The 20,511-nt window shown below is 51.7% G+C and carries 8 protein-coding genes; 2 read left to right on the top strand and 6 right to left on the bottom strand.

Translation table 11 applies throughout. The features are described from left to right. Positions 1-2: 2 nt before the first annotated feature. The 5 genes from DYD62_RS22345 to DYD62_RS22325 form a co-directional block, all read right to left on the bottom strand. A complete protein-coding gene (locus DYD62_RS22345; protein WP_115230123.1) occupies positions 3-2,303 on the bottom strand; it encodes an RHS repeat-associated core domain-containing protein in 2,301 nt (766 codons plus the stop codon). Between the two features lie 18 nt (positions 2,304-2,321). Beyond that, positions 2,322-4,478, bottom strand: a complete 2,157-nt coding sequence (locus DYD62_RS22340) for a DUF6531 domain-containing protein (protein ID WP_115230122.1) — start codon at positions 4,476-4,478, stop codon at positions 2,322-2,324. Between the two features lie 611 nt (positions 4,479-5,089). Continuing rightward, positions 5,090-6,133, bottom strand: coding sequence for a class II fructose-bisphosphate aldolase (gene fba, locus DYD62_RS22335; protein ID WP_115230121.1), 1,044 nt, complete (start codon positions 6,131-6,133; stop codon positions 5,090-5,092). 159 nt (positions 6,134-6,292) lie between these two features. Further along, positions 6,293-6,808 carry a cupin domain-containing protein gene (locus DYD62_RS22330; protein ID WP_115230120.1) on the bottom strand — a complete coding sequence of 172 codons (516 nt, stop codon included), beginning with the start codon at positions 6,806-6,808 and terminating at the stop codon, positions 6,293-6,295. A gap of 418 nt (positions 6,809-7,226) precedes the next feature. Continuing rightward, complete coding sequence (locus tag DYD62_RS22325; RefSeq protein ID WP_115230119.1) at positions 7,227-8,399, bottom strand: phosphoglycerate kinase; 1,173 nt, start codon at positions 8,397-8,399, stop codon at positions 7,227-7,229. Positions 8,400-8,530: 131 nt separating this feature from the next. Between DYD62_RS22325 and DYD62_RS22320 the strand changes: the two genes are divergently transcribed. Then, positions 8,531-9,745: an MFS transporter gene (locus DYD62_RS22320; protein WP_115230118.1), complete on the top strand. Its 1,215-nt coding sequence runs from the start codon at positions 8,531-8,533 to the stop codon at positions 9,743-9,745. A gap of 92 nt (positions 9,746-9,837) precedes the next feature. Here DYD62_RS22320 and DYD62_RS22315 read toward each other — a convergent pair whose 3' ends face one another. Then, positions 9,838-10,371: a YfaZ family outer membrane protein gene (locus tag DYD62_RS22315; RefSeq protein WP_115230117.1), complete on the bottom strand. Its 534-nt coding sequence runs from the start codon at positions 10,369-10,371 to the stop codon at positions 9,838-9,840. Between the two features lie 675 nt (positions 10,372-11,046). Between DYD62_RS22315 and DYD62_RS22310 the strand changes: the two genes are divergently transcribed. After that, on the top strand, positions 11,047-20,220 hold the full coding sequence (locus tag DYD62_RS22310) for a beta strand repeat-containing protein (RefSeq protein ID WP_132038713.1): 9,174 nt from the start codon (positions 11,047-11,049) through the stop codon (positions 20,218-20,220). The last annotated feature ends 291 nt before the right edge of the window (positions 20,221-20,511 follow it).

The raw sequence follows: 20,511 nt of genomic DNA, 5'->3' as shown, positions 1-20,511 counted from the left end.
GGCTACTCCAATGGTCTTGCCGGTCCATGTTGTGGCGTACCACCAGTAGGATTAGGCAACCAATCATGTTGATGTGGGTTTGAGTGATTTTGAGGCCGACCATGATCTGTAAAGTCAACATCCCTGACTGGCTTACCATTTACATCAAACTCACGCGCTTGACCATATTTCCCTTTTCGACCATCTTTCTGGCCAAGTTGCGTATGTGGTCCTTCCGCATCAGCTTCTGGAGCTGGATTTCCATGTTTATCGCGTGGCAATGGGCGATCTGGAAAACTATCCCCAGTATTAAATATGATGTTCTTGAATTTATCAAAACCATCCACCGCGCCTTTGCAAAAATCAGCGAATTGCTGAGGAAGTGATCTTGATGGAATTAATACATCCATTGGGTCTGGATTGCATTGATAAGCCATTCCCAAAGGACTTATAACCCAGCGACACCTCACTAACCCAAATGGATCAATAGCTGAAACCGGATTCCCACCCACATACCCATAAGTATTAATCCCGCCTGCCAACCCAATCGGGTCTGATTGAATATACCTGCCGGTAGCCGGATCGTAATCCCGGAAGTAGTTGTAGTGTTTGCCAGTTTCTTTGTCAAAATACTGGCCGGGGAAGCGCAGGTTGTAGCTGAACTTTTTACCCGTTTTACTCGGGTCTTCGTCAGCCAGGCTATTGCCAAATGGCTCGCCATCCCAGCGCCAGAGGATTTGTTTGCTGGCTGGATCAGTAATCTGGCGGGGCGTGCCGAGGTGATCGGCCCAGATATAGCTGATGTTAGTGCTTACGCCCGTTGTGCTGACCACGGCTACCGGCGTATCGCCCAGCCAAATTGTTTCCTGCACCGGCTTGCCATCGGCCTGATATTCACCCAGTAAATGGCCTTGAGTATCATAAACAAACAGGCTAGTACCGGTTGCTGAGGTTTTTCCTACCCTTTGCCCGAGTGCGTTGTAGCTATAACTGACAGCCACCGTGCCTTTGCTGGATTTTATTAAGCGGCCAGCGTTGTTATACGTCAGCACCCAGCCATTATCGTTAGCGCGATTACCTGCCGCGTCGTAAGTGTAAGTGGCTTTATTCGCCCCGCTGGATGACAGCAGGCGATTGCTATTGTCAGCATGCTTATAATTTGTAGTCCCCGCTCCGACGGTTTGGTCAGTACGGTTGCCGTTAAAATCATAAAAATAATTAAACGAACTGTTATTACTAACGGCCAGATTTAGCCTATCAAGCAGATCGTAACTGTATTCCTGGCTGCGCTGCGGGGCGTTAATGTCTTCAATGCGGCGTAAATTGCTGGCGGCGTCGAAGGTATAAACGCGGTTGCCATCGGCAAGGCTTTGCCCAGCAAGAAGGCCAGTATTAGCCGCAACCCTTGCCCAAATCTGACCATTACTCCAGCGCCAGCTTTGTGCACCAATATGGCCGGACCAAACCAGCTGATCCAGCAAAGGCTTGCCGTTGATTTGCACGCTGCTGACTTGCCCTGCGGCATCGCGCAGATAGCTGATCATCGTGCCACTTGGGTAGCGGATGCTTGCTAACTGGCCGTTGCTGGTGGCGGTGTAGCCGACGGTTGCAAGCGCTTTGCCAATTTGATGCTGAGCCTCAGCAAGATAGCCCTGTGCATCGTAGCGGTAGCTGGTGCTGCTGCTTGGATTGCTGATGCTGGCAATTTGACCGGCGAGGCTGGTGTCGTAAGTGAATGTGTTAATGCCATCGCCAAAGTTAACACTCCGCACACGGCCCAAATCGTCGTAGGTATAGGTGGCGGTCTTTTTTCTGGCGTCCGTGTGGGTTTGAATCTGCCCGCTGGCCGTGCGGGTATAGCTGCTGGTGCCTGTATCCGGGCTGACTAATTTAATCAGATCATCAAAACCGTTGTAGCTGTAGCTGGTTTTGAAGCCTTCTGGATCGGTCACTTGCACCAGATTATCGCGGGCGTCGTAGCTCATCAGTGTGGCTTTGCCCGCTGCATCAGTGCTTTTGCTCAGGCGGTTTAAAGCATCGTATTCATAGCGGGTAACCCGGCCTAGCGGATCGGTGCTGGTTTGGCGATTGCCATTGGCATCGTAGCTGTAGCTATAGACTTGGCCTTTAGCATCCCATTCTTTTTCTAGCCTGCCTAAAGCATCGTAACGCTTAAAACGGCTGACCACCGTGGCGTGAGTGGGTAAGGCACTGACGGATGATGCCGCCGCAGTGGGGGCAATGGGCGCTGCAAAAGCAGCCTGGCTCAAAAGAAGAATACTGCCCAGCAACACTTTGCCAGGCAGAGCTGTAGATATAAACATAGGTAACTCTCTGAAAGATTATTTGGCAGGTTTTACTGACTGGGCTTGTTGCACTTGCAACAGGCCATTAGCGAGCGTGCTGTCAGGATCGTAACGATCGACTTGCTCCTGTAAACCTGCCTTATTCAGGGTGTAAACCTCACGATGGCCTTGGTTATCGGTGATTTCGCTCAGGCGATGCGCTGTGTCATAGAGATAATTAATCACTAAGCCATCAGGCAGCGTGGCCTGCTTTAATAAGCCCGTTGGCCAATACTCAAAACGGCTTAGTGCCGCGCCTACTTGCCTGCTTATTAGGCGATTGCGGGCATCGTAAGTGAGCGTTGATTTAATTCCATCTGGCGAAAGGATTTCTAATGGATTGCCATTAGCGTCATAGCGGGTGAACTGAGTCATCTGCTGAGCAGGATTAGTCATCGCCGTTAAATTACCCTGAGCATCGTATTGATAGCTACTGGTTTTACCATCTGGATCAGTGCTGGTTTTAACTTGCCCAAAATCGGCATAAGTCCAGCTCCAGCGGCGGGTTTGCCCGTCGGCGGTGATGGCTTTATTCAGCAGATTGGCGTTAGCGTCGTACACAAAGCTAGTCACACGGCTTGGCTCGGTCACTTTAAGCGGCAAGCGCCAAGTGGCATGCCATTCGGTGCTGATGGTACGGGCAAACGGCGTGCCAGCGGCTTCGGTGCGGCTGGTTTCTAAATTACGGGCCAAATCGTAAACGTAGGTGGTTTTGTTGCCGTTAAAGTCTGTACGGCTGGTGACATTACCGTTGGCGTCATAGAGCAGATTATTACTTGCTGCGCTGCAGCCTGCGCCACCTGGCTGATCCTTACCCTGCAAACGCCATGTTCCAGCGACCAATTTGAACTGATAGCGCCTTACTGATCCCAATGGATCTGTTTCTTCTGTCCAACGCAAACCGCTGGCAGGATCGCCGCCAAAATTAAGCGTAAATTTCTCTACACCCCCTGCATGCTCGGACGAAATCGCTTGCCCCTGCTCGTTGTAAGTCCACGATGCAAAGCGCTGACCACTTTCGTCAATTACAGCAGTCAATAACGTTGGATTGCGGGTGTCTTCGTAGAGGTACTGACGGCTGGTGTTGTCGGCATAAGTCACCTTACTCAAACGCCCGGCATCGTAAGCATAAGAGGCAACGGTGACTTCATTTTCTTGCACACTAGTTAAGTAAATAGAATTGCCATAATTAAAGACTAATTTGTCCCCTAATTGATCCGATACTTGAATAAGACGGTCAGACTCATCATAAGCAAGTGTCACTATTGGATAGTTCAACTTACTCATCTGAATTAGCTTTCCCTGCTTATTATAGCTTTCAGTGTTAATACCATCTTTGATGATAAAGCCACTAGAAGAAATAACTAGCTTATAAGGATTGTCTTCAGCAGCAACTTGAGGTTCGCCATTGCTGTTAAATGCAAAAGTTTTACCATTTCCAAGCTCAAGTAAATAATGGCTAATCCCGCTAGTTGTAGTACTGCTTACTGCACCATAATAAGCAAGCCAATCTGGATCAACATCATTTGCTGGAGGAGGAAAATATGACAAAAGAGGAACAGAAGTAACACGTCGCATTAAAGAGTGTTTCCAACCAATACCTAGTCCTTGTTCAAAATTACTATTTCCATTGTAATATCGAGTGAATTTATTATTCTTCCCCCATATAAAATCAAATTCAATTTGAAGTTTGTTACCTGTTGCTGTATTTATTGGGTTACCTGAGCAAACGTTTGGGGTTCCCAGCTCTGGCTCAAAACATAAACCGTTAGGGCAAGGGAGACGAGGTTGGCAGATACTTGCTTTTGACAAATAAAATCCAGCATCACATTTTGGCCGGCAGGATTGACTAACAGGACCTCGAAACTCATAGTCTGAACAATAAAAAAAACTACCATAATCAGAAGTAAACTGCCCCGTACTTAACCACCCAACCCCTTCTCCACTCACTAAACGATCTCGACAATACGCAGTATATTCAGGATAATTTCTGCTACTAGCAAACTCAATACATGCACTAGTGGCTTTAGCTCTTGAATCACAAGTATAGGTATATAGCTTGTGTGTTTCACTGCTATTTCTCACAACAACAGAACAAGCAATCGCTGCTGGCGCACAAAAACAAAAAAAAACAACAAATAAAAAATTTCTCATTAAATTTAAACCCAAAACGAATAATACAATTTATTCAACAAGCCTGTAATTACCCCAAAGGCCTCTAGAAACACACCACACGACTTAAATCAACAAAAAAACAATACATAGACTTACCTGATTATGTCTCTTGCTCAGCCAAGCGTCCATTCGGGTGTGTTCTGACTTGAGCAAGGCATGCAGCATGTGTGGACTAAGAGCTCCCCAATTCAAAACCGATCAGACCGTCCGAATTAATGCCATATGAATTTCTAAATCAAGGGGACCTGAGCAAGAGGCATAATCAGGTGGACTTATATTCATTCATACGACAATCAAATCAACAACACTATTTATTTTTAGCCAGACATTACACCCCATCCTATTTAGGCTCGCCCGCTTAAAAAAACCACCCACATTGGGTGTTTAAAAAATTCTTTCACAATCTAAAATTGAAAAATAGACTTTAGAGCTAGATTTACATGAATTTTATCTATGTATAAATAAGGTGTATTACATCAATACATTCAGAGGTACAACAAAATTCATCCTCACCATTTTTAAAATTAGAAAAGGGTGAATACGATTTATCGTATTCACCCTTTTTATTAATACCCAATACCTAATGTTGCTTATCCCTTGTTATACCGCTGCGCCATTTTCTCCAGCGATACGGGTTTCATTTTTTCTGCCATCCCGGCTGCGCCAAAGGCGTCGTAGCGGGCTTCGCATACTGAGCGCATGGCGCTGATGGCGGGTTTTAGGTAGGCGCGCGGGTCGAAGTCTGCGGGGTTCATGGCTAAATGGCGGCGGATGGCAGCGGTCATGGCGAGGCGCAGATCAGTATCGATATTGATTTTGCGCACGCCAAACTGAATGGCACGGCGGATTTCTTCTACGGGAACTCCCCATGTAGGTTTCAGCTCACCGCCGTATTTACGCATTTCTTCCAGCAATTCTTGAGGCACGCTGGATGAGCCGTGCATTACCAGATGCACATCAGGGATGGCGGCATTAATTTCACGCACGCGATCAATGGCCAGTACTTCACCGCAAGGTGGCTTGGTAAATTTATACGCGCCGTGGCTGGTGCCGATGGCAATAGCGAGCGCATCCACGCCGGTGGCTTTTACAAATGCCAGCGCTTCTTGCGGATCTGTCAGCATTTCGGCGTGGCTTAATACGCGGTTAGCGCCTACGCCGTCTTCTTCTTCGCCCATACCGGTTTCTAAGCTACCTAGGCAGCCCAGCTCGCCCTCTACCGATACGCCACAGGCATGCGCCATGCGTACCACTTCGGCAGTCACAGCCGCGTTGTAGGCGTAGTCGGATGGGGTCTTGCCATCTTGCAGTAAGGAGCCATCCATCATCACGCTGGTAAAGCCCATTTTAATGGCGGTCATACATACTGCGGGGCTTACGCCGTGATCCTGATGCATCACAATAGGCAGATGCGGGTAGCTGGCTACTGCGCCTTCGATCAGCGTTTTTAAAAACTGCTCGCCTGCATATTTACGCGCACCGGCACTGGCTTGCAGGATCACCGGGCTGGATGTGGCATCGGCGGCTTGCAAAATAGCCTGAACTTGTTCGAGGTTATTGACGTTAAAAGCAGGTACGCCGTAACCGTGTTCGGCGGCGTGGTCAAGAACTTGGCGAAGGGATACGAGTGACATGGCGAAGATCCGGAATATTGTTGCTGCGATGCAACACATATTAGTATCCCACGCAGCCGCATCCAATCGGGAGTAACGTCATTCGGGAAAACGCTAAAACCACTTTGCAGCCGTTTTAGCGCCTGATTTAAATATGTTTACCTTAAACTTTCACATCAATCAAAAAGGGCCGTTTGATGCGCGCAGCTGATCGGGTAAACCATCGTGGGCACCTAGCGGCTGCTTTGGCGCGTCGTGCCAGTGAAAATCGCCATTCGCGAGATTTTTCTTTGCATCCAGCGGGTAATCCACTTGATTGTCCGCCCGGTTGGTGTCACCCACAACCAGCAGGCGCACATCGCTGCCGGTATTATTAATAAAGGTATGGGCAATGCCTGTGCCTGGCACAAAACCCACACCATCCCCTGGTGCTAAGCGATGCAGCTCCCCATCCACCCAGCAATCCGGGGTGCCTTCAATGACGTAAATAAACTCTTCTTCGGTTTTTTCTGAATGCGGCCACGAGGTGCGGCGGCTAGGCGGCAATACTTCGTGATAGATGCCAAGACGGGTCAGGCCAAAAGTGCGGCCAAAGGGCGAGCCTATGGATAGTTTCTCTAAGCTATTGGCATAACAGGCCTTATCTTCCTCCTGGATTTCCTGCCAGTGCTTGATAAAAGGGGGGCGATTTGTCATGGCTGATCCTAGGGTCTGTTGACGTTTCATTCGCTGCTGCGTTGGCTGCAGTTTTGGGGCTGAACAAGGCAAAAGACGCGACATGGTACGAGTACCATGAGTGTCTTTTAACGCTGTGCAGCCCCAAAAATGTAGCCAACCCTCCGCGTGCGAGGGCTTTTCCTCGCCCAGCGATGGGGCTGGGCCGGAAAACGGCCATTCACTGCGTTATGCTCCTCGGAAATAACCAGTTATTGCCTTCGTCGCATGCCTTGTGCCTGGCCGTTTTCCGGCTCAGCGCAATTGTGAATGAAACGTCAACAGACCCCAAGTAAACAGGCGAAAAAAACGCCAGCATCGTTGCTGGCGTTGATCTTACTGAGAGCGCTGAACTGCCGTCTACGGATACGTCCTTGTATGGCAATTGTGCTGGCGGTACTTAAGCGCCGCGCTGTTCCAGAATCTCTACAGCTGGCAATACTTTGCCTTCGAGGAACTCAAGGAAAGCGCCGCCACCCGTAGAGATATAGCTAACATCGTTAGCAATATCGTACTTAGCCACTGCGGCCAGTGTGTCGCCGCCGCCAGCAATAGAGAACGCAGGGGAAGCAGCAATGGCGCGGGCCAGCACTTCGGTGCCTTTGCCAAACTGGTCAAACTCAAACACACCAACTGGGCCATTCCAGACAATCGTACCGGCGGTTTTTAATACTTCAGCCAAGCGTGCTGCGGTATCTGGGCCGATATCAAAAATCATATCGTCGCTTGCTACGTCGCTAATTGCTTTGATTACAGCAGGCTCGGTCGGTGAAAACTGCTTGCCGATCACCACATCGCTTGGCAATGGCACATCGCCACCACGGGCGCGGATTTTGGCAATCACGCGCTTGGCGTTATCCACCAGATCGGCTTCGGCTAAAGATTTACCAATTTCATGGCCTTCGGCCAGCAAGAAGGTATTGGCAATGCCGCCGCCTACGATCAAGTAATCCACTTTGTCTGACAAGGATTCCAGAATAGTCAGCTTGGTGGATACCTTAGAGCCCGCCACAATTGCCACCAGTGGTGAAGCCGGTGCTTTCAGTGCTTTGCCCAGCGCATCCAGCTCGCCCGCCATCAACAGGCCAGCGGCCGCGACAGGGGCAAATTTAGCTACCGCATGGGTAGACGCTTCGGCGCGGTGGGCTGTACCAAAGGCATCGTTGACAAATACATCGCACAGCGCAGCATAGGCTTGGCCCAGCTCGTCGGCGTTTTTCTTTTCGCCTTTATTGCAGCGCACATTTTGCAGCAATACCAGCTCGCCGGCTTTCACTACAAAACCGTTGAAATCATTCACCACGGCCACGTCGCGGCCCATTAATTCGCCAAGGCGTTTGGCTACAGGGGCCAGATCATCTGCAGGCTGAAATTCGCCTTCAGTCGGGCGGCCCAGATGGCTCATCACAATCACGCCGGCACCGGCTTGCAAAGCGGCTTCGATCGTTGGGATCGATGCGCGGATACGGGTGTCATCACCAATCACACCGTCTTTTACCGGCACATTCAGATCGGCACGGATCAGTACTTTTTTACCCGCTAATTCAAGCTCGGTCATCTTACGAAAAGCCATGGTGATTTCCTTTTAAAGGATGAAATGTAAAGAGGAATAGTGTGAGGCAAATACGCAAGCAGAGCATAACGCTCTGGCAGCGACTGCGCTTAAGATGTTTGACGCATTTTAACATACTGATTCTGAGATCTATGAAGCAAGCACCTGCACTATTGCGTAATCGCAATTTCCTTTTGCTCTGGCTGGCCAGCCTGATCAGCAATTTTGCACTCGCTATCGCCATGCTCGCCGAAACCTGGCTGGTGATCAAAACCCTAGGCGCAAAAGAGCAGCTGGGGCTGGTGATGATCGCCGGATCGGTGCCACGCATTATGCTGATGGCGGTAGGCGGCGTACTGGCCGACCGGATGAAGCGCAGCCATATTATTCTGGCCTCGGTGGGCCTGCGGGTGCTGCTGCTGATGGTGCTGGTGGGGATAGTGGCCAATAATCAGCTCAGCATGGGCGTAATGGTTGGCTTTGCACTGATTTATGGCGCGCTAGATGCTTTTTTCTGGCCTGCACGCGATGCACTTGTCCCCAATATTGTGGCCGACAGTGATTTAACCCGCGCCAATTCCATCATGCTGACGACCAATCAGGTGGGGCTGGTGTTTGGCCCGGTGCTGGGTGGCACCATGCTGGCTTTATTCAGCTATGAAACCGTATTTTCGCTCACCGCCATCATGCTGGTAGCCGGGCTGATTGCCATGGCGCTGATCAAAGAGCCTGAATTATTAGCGAATCGCAAACGATTCAGCATGCTCAGCGAGCTGAAAGAAGGCATGCAGTACATGATTCAAACGCCCGTGCTGCGGGCCCTGATGCTGGTTTATGCTGCGGCCAATTTACTCTTTATGGGCCCATTAGGATTAGGCGTGCCGCTGGTGGTAACAGATCTTTTGCAAGGCAGCGCCAGCACGCTTTCCTTTATGCAAAGCGCTTTTGCGGCGGGCATGGTGCTGGGCGGGCTACTGCTTACCCTTTATCCGCCCACCCAAAAACGCCTGCTGATGATTACTCTGGTGATTGCCATCGAAGGCCTGCTGCTGGCCTCTTTGGCTCTCGCTACCTGGCTGCCCGTAGCATTAGCACTGCAAGTTTTAATCGGGCTTGGCGTTGCCGCCAATAATGTGCCGATGATGTCGCTGATCCAGCATTACACCGACAGGCAAAAACTGGGGCGGATTATGAGCCTGAACTCAATGGCATCCATGGGCCTCGCTCCGCTTTCCTATGCTCTGGTTACTGCCTTATTTGCGATGCATATCAGCATTCAGTGGGTACTACCGGTATTTGGCCTGCTGCTGGCGCTGCTGATGGTGGGCATGACGATGAGAATACGGGTAATCAGAGAGATTGATTAGTTATCAACCCGCACGAAAACAGCTTTAAATGACATCCCGCACATAAAAAAACGCAGCCATCGCTGCGTTTTTTTATCTCTGACTTAATGAAATCAAAAGTTAAGCTGTGCACCCACATAGAGTCCATCGGCAATCGAAACCGACCGGTTGCCATTTTTACCTTCCATATGGCTATATTGATAACCCGCATCCAGCGACACCATTTTAGTCATATCCCAGCGCACGCCTGCACGCATTTCTTTGTAATGATCCACACCATCAGACGCCAAGCCGGATGGTGCAAAATAGCCTTGGCCATAAAGAGTAAACGCGCCAACAGGAATATCTACCCCACCACCTAAAGCAGCAGCGTAATGATTATCTTGATGCTTTAAATCCATATACACCAGCTTGCCACCCGCTTTAAGTTTGGCAATCCCCAGTGGCGCCTGCACGCCCAAGCCCAGCGAGCCGATATTGCCTATGCCATCATTAGTCAGCCAATCGGCACTGGTGGTCATTAATAGCAAGCTGCCTTCATAAGACGCGCCAAAAAAACCATCGCCCGCTCTTGCTGTCAGCTCACCCGCTTGTGCTGCCACAGGTAAAGACAGCGCCAGGATTGCGCCCAAAAGTGTTTTTTTCATGTCAGCTCCAGCAAGCAGTTTAAAAATATTTGCCTGATAGTAAGCCGGCGAAACACGCTATGGGTAGGCGATTAATTCCAGTTTTAATGGCTATTTTTTACGAAAAATAATTAAGGCATCAAGAAATGAGCACTATTTTGCTGCTGATGAATAGTGCTACCGATTCCGCCGGTATTTTGGAAAAGTATGACCTTGCCAGACTTAAGAAGTAAACCACCATCGCTGAGCAGCAATTAATCTGCGCCATTTTGAATAAATACATAAGAGAGCTAGCAAAAATAAATCCGTTTTAAGGCTAGATTTCAACATCCAAGGATGCCTTTGAATCTGCAGATATAATTAATCTGCAACACCACCTGATTAATTTTCAATACAAATAGCCCTGAATATTATTCAACGATAAATTATTTGTAAAAAACTTGAAAAAAACAACCGCGTCATCTAGCAAGTAATCCATTTCTTACAAAGAACATGTAAGAGAAACAAGGATTAAAGTTATCAAATAATAAACCGATAAATGGCTGATTCATTATCAAACGGCAAAAAACCACCATGTATCTTGTGAGCAGAACAGAGCGAAAAATCCTCTGTATCATAAGAGATTGAATCTCATGTTTTTAAAAGCAGCGGATGTAAGAATAACAGCCCTGCTTTTATCACTGGCAATTGGATAGCATGATGAGCGTCTTTACAGGCATGACCACCAGCCAAATCGCAGCACTGACCACGGCCCAGATAGCCAGTGTGAATACCGCTGCGATTGCCTCGCTGACAACAATCCAATTAGCACAATTTAACACCCGCCAAATTACAGCATTAAGCAGTACGCAAATCAGCCAAGGCCTGAGTACTACACAAATTGCCGCACTGAGCAGCAATCAGATTCAATCTTTAAGCAGCGCACAAATCAGTGCATTTAGCAGCACACAAATCTCCGCACTGGAAACCGGCGATTTCGCCGCCCTGAGCACGGCAATCATCGCCAGCTTAAATACCAAGCAGCTTAGCGCACTCAGCAGCAATCAGATTGTGGCACTATCCAGCGCTCAGGCTGCCGCGCTCAGCCAGGCACAAGTCGCGGCGCTCTCCACTTTACAACTGGCCTCCTTAGAAACCAGTGATTTTAACGTGCTAAAAACCAGCACCATCGCGGCGCTATCCAGCGGCCAGATTACAGCCCTCACCAGCAGCCAGATTGCCGCTCTGAACTCCAGCCAGGCCGCCGCACTCAGCAGCACACAGCTGGCGGCGCTGTCTTCAACACAATTAGCTGCACTTGAAACCACCGATTTAGCCGCAATCAAATCCAGCGCCATTGCCGCACTTTCCAGCCAGCAAATCAGCGCGCTCAGCAGCAGCCAGATCATTGCACTGAGCACCAGTCAGGCGGCAGCGCTGACATCCGGCCAGGCAGCGGCGCTTTCCAGCACGCAATTGCTGGCACTGGAAACCAGCGATCTTGCTGTATTCAAAACCAGCGCAATCGCAGCATTATCCAGCGATCAGCTCAATACGCTGAGCACTTTGCAAATCGCCAGCCTGAGCACCAGCCAGATCGCAGCGATCAGCACCGCCAATGCAGCCAGTGGTTTAAACAGCAGCCAGATTGTGGCGCTCACTACCCAGCAGGCGGCAGCACTCAGCTCTGCCCAAGTGGCCGCCTTATCCACCAACAATATTGCCGCCCTAGAAACGGCTGATTTAGCCGCATTGAAAACCAGCGCCATTGCCGCGCTCACCAGTCAGCAGCTGAATGTGCTGAGCACTTTGCAAGTTAGCAGTCTGAGCAGCAGCCAGGTGGCGGCACTCACCACCAGCAATATCGCCAATGGCTTAAACAGCAATCAGATCGTGGCGCTCACCACCAGCCAAGCAGCCACTTTAAGCAGCGCCCAGGTGGCCGCCTTATCAAGCAGCAATCTGGCCGCAATGGAAACGCGTGATTTAATTGTGCTAAAAACCAGCGCTATTGCCGCCTTAAATACTGCACAGATCAGCGCCTTAAGCAGTGATCAGATCGCCAGCCTGAGCACCAGCCAGACCAGCGCCTTAAGCACATCCAATATCGCCAATGGCTTAAACAGCAATCAGATTGTGGCGCTCACCACCAGCCAGGCCGCCACTTTAAGCAGCGCCCAAGTAGCCGCCCTATCAAGCAGCAACCTAGCTGCGATGGAAACACGTGATTTAATTGCATTAAAAACCAGCGCTATTGCGGCCTTAAACACCTCGCAAATTGGGGCGCTGACCACGGCGCAAATTGCCAGTTTAAGTACCCGCCAGATTGCCGCGCTCAACACGGCAGACATTGCTTATGGGCTAAACAGCGCCCAAGTTGCAGCCCTCACCAGCAGCCAGACTGCGGTGCTGAGCAGCGCCCAGCTGGGGGCGCTATCCACAACAAATCTTGCCGCAATGGAAACGGCTGATTTTGCAGCACTCAATACCAATGCGCTTGCCGCTCTTTCCAGCAATCAGATGCAGGCACTCACCTCAGATCAAACCATTGCCCTGACTACCGCTCAGGCTGCTGCGCTGTCTTCTAGGCAGATATCTGCACTCACAAGCAGCAATATTGCTGCGTTGGAAACCTCTGATTTAAGCGTACTTAAAACCAGTGCCATCGCCATTCTTGGCAGCAATCAGATCGCAGCATTTAGCAGCAGCCAGATTGCCAGCTTAAGCAGCAATCAAATTGCAGCGCTGAATACGGCCGGCATCGCTGGCGGGCTGAACAGCCTTCAGGTGGTTGCTTTAAGCAGCAGCCAGATCGCCACCTTAAACTCCAGCCAGGCAGCGGCGCTTTCCGCAATAAATCTGGCCGCCATGGAAACACGTGATGTAAGCGCACTCAAAACCAGCGCCATTGCCGCTTTGAATACCGCACAGATCAACGCCTTAAGCTCTGATCAAATTGCCAGTCTTACCACCAGCCAGATTGTGGCTTTAAGTACCGCCAATATTGCCTCTGGCCTGAGCACCAGCCAGATTGTGGCGCTCACATCCAATCAAACTGCGGCTTTAACAACGGCCCAGCTTGCTGCGCTTTCTGGCACCAGCCTCGCCGCAATGGAAACCCGCGACCTCATCGCACTTAAAATCAGCGCCATTGCCGCTTTAAATACTGCACAGCTCAGCGCCTTAAGCTCTGATCAAATCGCCAGTCTTACCACCAGCCAGATTGTGGCTTTAAGCACCGCTAATATTGCCTATGGATTGAACACCAGCCAAATTGTGGCGCTCACATCCAATCAAATTGCGGCCTTCACAACGGCCCAGGCAGCCGCACTATCAACCAGTAATCTGGCTGCCATGGAGACCAGCGATTTTGCTGCACTCAAATCAACGGCCATCGCCGCTTTTTCTACCAGCCAGATTAAGGCGCTGACATCTGATCAGGCCATTGCACTCAGCACGCTGCAAGCATCGGCGCTCAGCTCCTCACAGGTGGCGGCACTTTCCAGCAGCAGCATTGCTGCACTTGAAACAAGCGATCTAAGCGTATTTAAAACCAGCGCCATTTTCGTGCTCAGCAGCGCCCAGCTTGACGCCCTGAGCACCAGCCAGATTGCCAGCCTAAGCAGCAGTCAGATTGCGGCTTTAAGCACCAGCAATATTGCAAATGGCTTAAACAGCATGCAAGTTGTGGCACTAACCACCAGCCAGGCTGCGGCGCTGACCACTGCGCAAATTGCCGCCTTATCCACCAGTAATCTGGCCGCCATGGAAAGCCGCGATTTAGCCGCACTGAAAGTGGCCAGCATTGCCGCGCTATCAAGTAAACAAATAAACGTGCTCAGCACAGATCAGTTTGCCAGCCTGAGTACCAGCCAGATTGCCGTACTCAATACCACCGTGATTGCAGGAGGCTTAAGAACCGATCAGATTGCGGCAATGAGCAGCAGCCAGGCCGCCGCCTTAAGTGCGGCGCAAATTGCCGCGCTATCAACCAGCAATCTGGCCGCCATGGAAACCACTGATTTTGCTGCACTAAGCGCGGCCGCCATTGCCAGCCTTTCCAGCAATCAGGCCAGCACCCTGAGTACCAACCAGCTGCTTGCGCTGACCACCCTTCAGGCCGCAGCGCTCAATACCCGCCAGGCAGCAGCCTTATCCAGCGCACAATTAGCCGTACTGGAAACCAGCGATTTAGCCCTGATACAAGCGGCCTCCCTTGCTGTTTTATCCAGCACGCAAATCAGCGGGCTAAGCAGTAGTCAGCAAATCAGCCTGAGCAGCAGCCAGATTGCCGCGCTCAATACCCAGGCAATCGCCAGCCTGAGCAGCGATAAAATCGCGGCTTTAACATCATCGCAGGCCAGCGCCCTGAATACCGCACAAATTGCAGCGCTATCCACGGCGCAAATTGCAGCCATTGAAACAACGGACTTTGCCTCCCTTAGTAACGCCGCCATTGCCGCGCTTTCTACCGATCACATAGCTGCGCTGAGCACCGCACAAACCGTTGCGCTAAGCACCGGCCAGGCCAGCGCGCTGACTACACGGCAAATTTCGGCATTATCCAGCACGCAACTTCAGGCTTTAGAAACCAGCGACTTAGCTGCGCTTTCCAGCACGGGCATTGCCGTTTTATCCAGCAGCCAGATCAGTAATCTGAGCACTTATCAGCTAAGTAGCCTCAGCAGCAGGCAAATTGCAGCGATAAATACCAATGCAGTGGCAGGCCTAAGCACAGAGCAAATAGCCGCGCTGACTTCCAGCCAATCGGCGGCCCTGATCACCAGTCAGGTTGCCGCGCTATCCAGCAGCCAGATTGCCGCTTTTGAAACCAGCGATCTGGCCGAGCTAAAAACCAGCGTCATTGCCGCACTGAGCAGTACGCAGCTGCAAGCGCTCAGTACTCAGCAAATTGCCAGCCTGAAAACAACGCAGATTGCCGCTTTAAATACCGCTGAAATGACCAGTTTGACCAGCGATCAGATTGCAGCCTTAAGCACTCAACAAGTGGCCACGCTGAGCAGCACGCAAGTGATGGCGCTTTCTTCAGTGCAAATCAGCACGATGGAAACCAGCGATATCGCGGCACTGGGCACAACCGTGCTTGCCGCCCTGTCTACCCATCAGATTGCGGCGCTCACCACCGGGCAAATTGGCGCATTAAGCAGCATCAGCAGTTTAACGGGCAGCCAGATTGCAGCGCTTACCTCAAACCAGGCCGCCGTACTCAGCGCCAGCCAAGCGGCCACCTTAAGCAGCCTGCAAATAGCCGCCCTGGAAACAACGGACTTAGCCGCCTTCGCGACGGCATCGATTGCCGTGCTGTCCAGCAGCCAGATTGGCGCGCTCAGCACTCAGCAATTTGCAAGCCTTGGCAGCAGCCAGATCGCCAGCTTAAATACCCAGGCCATAGCAGGTTTAAGCAGCGATAAAGTTATCGCCCTCAGTACCAGCCAGGCCGGTGCACTGACAGGCGTGCAAGCAGCAGCCCTAACTACCACCAATATTGCAGCGCTGGAAACCACGGATTTAGCCGCGCTCACAACAAATGCCATTGCCGCGCTGACAAGCAGCCAGATTACGGCGCTCAGCACCAGACAGATTGCGGCACTGAGCACGGATGCCATTGCCAATGGCTTAACCATAAATCAGGTGATGGCGCTGACCTCCACCCAATTTGCAGCGTTTTCCATGGCCCAGATTACCGCCCTCTCAGAAAACACCATAGGCGGGCTGGATACGTCTTATCTTGCGCTGATTAGCACCAGCGCCATTGCGGCTTTATCAAGCACGCAAGTCGGCTCGCTCACAGCGGCGCAAATGACCAAGCTCAGCAGCACACAAATTGCCGTTCTGAACACCAGCGCCATCGCCAATTTAAGCGCCGATCAAGTGATTGCACTCACCACCAATCAGGCATCCGCCCTGACGACCAGCCAGGTTGCCGTACTTTCAAGCACAGCGATTGCGGCCATGGAAACCAGCGATTTAGTCACCCTTAAAACCACGGCCATTGCAGTGCTCAATAGCAATCAGACCAGCGCGCTGACTGTGGAGCAAATCGCCAGCCTGAGCACGAGGCAACTGACCGCCATCAGCAGTAATGGCATCGCTCATTTAAGTGCCGATCAGGTGATTGCACTCACCTCTAATCAAGCCGCAGCCCTCAACACCAGCCAGATAGCCGCGCTGAGCAGTACCAGCATCGCAGCGATGGAGCTTGAAGATTTTGCGGCGCTTAAAACCAATGCCATCGCCGCGCTGACAACAAATCAAATCAGCGCACTGACTGCCGATCAAGCCATTGCACTGACCACACAACAAGCCGCCGCGCTGAGCAGCAGCCAGGTTACAGCACTCAGCGCCAGCAATATGGCATCAATGGAAACCAGCGATTTGCTGGTGATTAAAACCACGGCCATCGCTGCATTAAATACCGCCCAGATTGCCGCCCTGACAGGCGAACAAATAGCTAGTCTGAGCACCAGCCAGGTACAGGCACTCAACACAGCGGCCATTGCCAGCGGCCTGACGCCGGATCAAATTGCGGCGCTGACCACTAGGCAAGTTGCGGCGCTCAGCACCACGCAGATCACAGCGTTTTCTACCTCCGGCCTTGCTGCTATGGAGGCAGAAGATTTTGCCGCGCTTAAAACCAATGCCATTGCGGCGCTGCTGACCAATCAAATCGCCGCGCTGACGGCTGAACAAACCATTGCCCTGACCACGCAACAAGCGGCAGCGTTGAGCGCCAGCCAGATCAGTGCGCTAGGCAGCAGCAATCTCACCGCAATGGAAACAAGCGATCTGGCTGCACTGCAAACCAGTGCCATTGCCGCCTTAAGCACTGCCCAGGTAGCGGCAACAACGGCCAGCCAGATTGCTAGCCTGAGTACCAATCAGCTTATTGCGCTCAGCACCGCCGCCATTGCCAGTGGCTTAAATAGCGCAAAAATTGCGGCGCTCACCTCGCAGCAAACAGCCGCCCTCAGCACCGATCAGATCAGCGCGCTCACGACCACCCAAGTTGCCGCCTTGGAGGCCGCTGATTTTGCGGCACTGGGCACGCTCTCCATTGCGGCTCTCTCTACCGCGCAAGTTAAAGCCTTAAGCGCAGCCCAAACCATGGCGCTGACGACACAACAAGCAGCCACACTGAGCACCAGCCAGCTTGCCGCGCTGACCGTCAGCAATATAGCGGCGATGGAAACCAGCGATCTGCAGGCTCTAAGCAGCAATGCCGTGGCGATACTCAATACGGCACAAGTGGCTATTTTGAATGCAGATCAAATCAGCAGCCTGAGCAGCAATCAGATTGCAGCCTTAAACACGGCGGTCATCGCCAGTGGTTTAAATGCGGATCAAATTGTGGCCCTGACGACAAGGCAAGCTGCGGCGCTCAGCAGCAGCCAGCTTGCCGTGTTATCAGGCAGTAATCTTGCTGCCATGGAAATCGAAGACCTTGCCGCAATTAAAACCAGCGCCATTGCTGTTTTATCCAGCACTCAGGTGGGCGCTTTGGGAATTGAGCAGATTGCAGGCCTTGGCACAAAACAAATTGCCGCACTGAATACCACCGCCATCGCAAACTTAAGCGACGATCAGATCGTGGCCTTCACCTCCAGTCAAGCCGCTGCCTTAACAACGAGCCAGGCAGCAGCCCTGAGCAGCAATAGCATTGCGGCCATGGAAGCCATTGACTTTGCCGCACTTAAAACCAGCGCCATTGCGGTGCTCTCTACCGATCAAATAAATGCACTCACCGCTGACCAGACCATCGCCATGAGCACATCACAAGCCGCAACCCTGAGCGCCAGCCAGATTACCGCCCTCAGCGCCACGAATATGGCATCCCTTGAAACCAGCGATCTGCTGGCACTTAAGACCAATACCATTACGGCCTTAAATACCGCTCAGCTTGCCGCATTAAGTGCGGAGCAAATTGCCAGCATGAGCAGCGCCCAGATCGCCGCCCTCAATACCGCAGCTATTGCCAATGGATTAAGCAATGAGCAAGTGATCGCACTAACAACAAAACAAGCTGCAGCGCTCACTACATCGCAAATAGCAGCCCTCTCTGCTAGCAATATTGCTGCACTGGAAACCGCTGATTTAGCCGCACTCAAAACCGCAGCCATTGCCACACTGTCATCGGTGCAGGTTGCGGCCTTAACAGAAGAGCAGGCCGGTGCGCTCAGCGCCAGCCAGATTGCGGCGATTGCTCCCAACAGCCTGGCGGCCATGAGCATCAACGATATCGCCCTGTTAAAAACCAGCGGCATTGCGGCATTAAACTCAGCGCAAATTACCGCCTTGGGCACATCACAAATCGCCAATCTAAGCAGCAGCCAGATTTCGGCAATCAGTACGGCCAGCATGGCAACAGGCTTTACCGCGGCACAAATCATTGCGCTGACTTCTTTCCAGGCCGCGTCTTTAAGTGCCAGCCAAGTTGCATCGCTATCGACCAGCCAGATTGCCGCCTTTGAAATTACTGATTTTGCTGCAATCAGTAGCAGTGCCGTGGCCAGCCTGTCGGCCAGCCAACTGGGCGCGCTCAATACCGCCCAGGTAGCGGGGATGAGCACCAATCAAATCGTGGCACTGAACTCTGCCAGCCTTGCCACAGGCTTTACCACCGAACAAATCATTGCCCTGACTTCAGTACAGGCATCTGTCATTAGCGCCAGCCAGTTAGCAGCGCTTTCCACCAGCAATATTGCAGCAATAGAAAGCGTCGATTTTGCCGCACTCAATACCAGCGCCATCGCGGCCTTGTCAGGCAGCCAAGTGCTTGCCATCACCACCTCGCAAGCCGCCGTGCTGACCAATAGCCAGCTACAAGCCTTCTCAGGCAGCAATTTGGCCGCGCTAGAAACCAGCGATCTGGCAGCGATCAGAAGCAGTGCCATTGCATCGCTCAGCACACAACAGATTCCAAGCCTCAGCACCACACAAATCCAAAGCTTAACCACGCTGCAGGTGCAGGCATTTACCACCACTCAAACGATGGCGCTCACCGGCGCTCAGCAAGCCGCCTTTACCACAGCACAAACGCCCTACCTTGCCTCGATCAGCCCGCTGATTCTGGACTTAGACGGCAATGGCATCAGCACCACCAGCCTAGAGGACGGGACTCAATTTGATTTACTCGCCAACGGCAGCAAAATCAAAACCGGCTGGGTAGGCCAAGGCGATGGCTTGCTCGTCATGGATAGAAACCATGATGGCGTGATTAACGATGGGAAAGAATTATTTGGCACCTCCACCCTGCTCGCCGATGGCAGCAAAGCGGCCAATGGCTACGCGGCACTGGCCGAGCTGGACAGCAATCATGATGGGGTGATCGATAGCTACGATAGCGATTTTGAAGAGTTGCGTGTCTGGCTAGACAGCAACCAGGACGGCATCAGCGACGCCAGCGAATTAAAACGCTTGATCTCACTGGATATCAGCAAACTTAATCTGGATGTCCGCAAGGCGGCCGAAAAAGACAACGGCAATTTCATCGGGCTTAAATCAACATTTGAGACCACCAATGGCCAGATCCATACAGCCGCCGATGTTTGGTTTACCACCGAAAAACCAGCGGCAGCCACAGATTTGCGCACACAAGTGGTCAATATGGTGCAAACCATCGCCGCCTTTAACGAAGCCAGCACAAACGTATGGCAAGCCCCGGAAAAACTGCCTGTTACCCTCAGCGGCGATGCCATGCTGGCCTCACCAACCGTCAGCAACGTCAGCCAGATGGCCTCCCTGCTGAAAAACTTCGACACCAACGGCCGCCTCATCGGCGGCACAGAAGCCCTCGTCTCCAGCGATCAAACATTGCGCCTGAATGGCCTAGCCAATACACAGGCTGCGGGGATATTGGCGATAAGCAAGTAATGTCACGAAGCAAAACACCATTCTCTAAACAGTTTGCTTTTGCTTTTGCTTTTGCTTTTGCAAACAAAAAAATAACTTAATAACTGCGATCTCTGCATTGGGCTTTTTAAAGTCCCCTTGAAACACGCCGTAGCGAGGAACAAGCGGGACGGGGTTTCGGCCAGAGGCAGCGAGGCACGAGCGAGTCTCGCCTGCCGCCGGCTCGATTGTCCGCAGCGAAGGGGCCTTCGTGTTTCGTGGGGTGGCCTTCTTTGGCTTCGTTTCTTGGCCACATGTATAGACCATAGACAT

The sequence above is a fragment of the Iodobacter fluviatilis genome (genome assembly GCF_900451195.1).
GTDB classification, from domain to species: domain Bacteria; phylum Pseudomonadota; class Gammaproteobacteria; order Burkholderiales; family Chitinibacteraceae; genus Iodobacter; species Iodobacter fluviatilis.
Note: the sequence above shows the minus strand (reverse complement) of the source record. Positions and strands in the feature narration are given on the sequence as shown.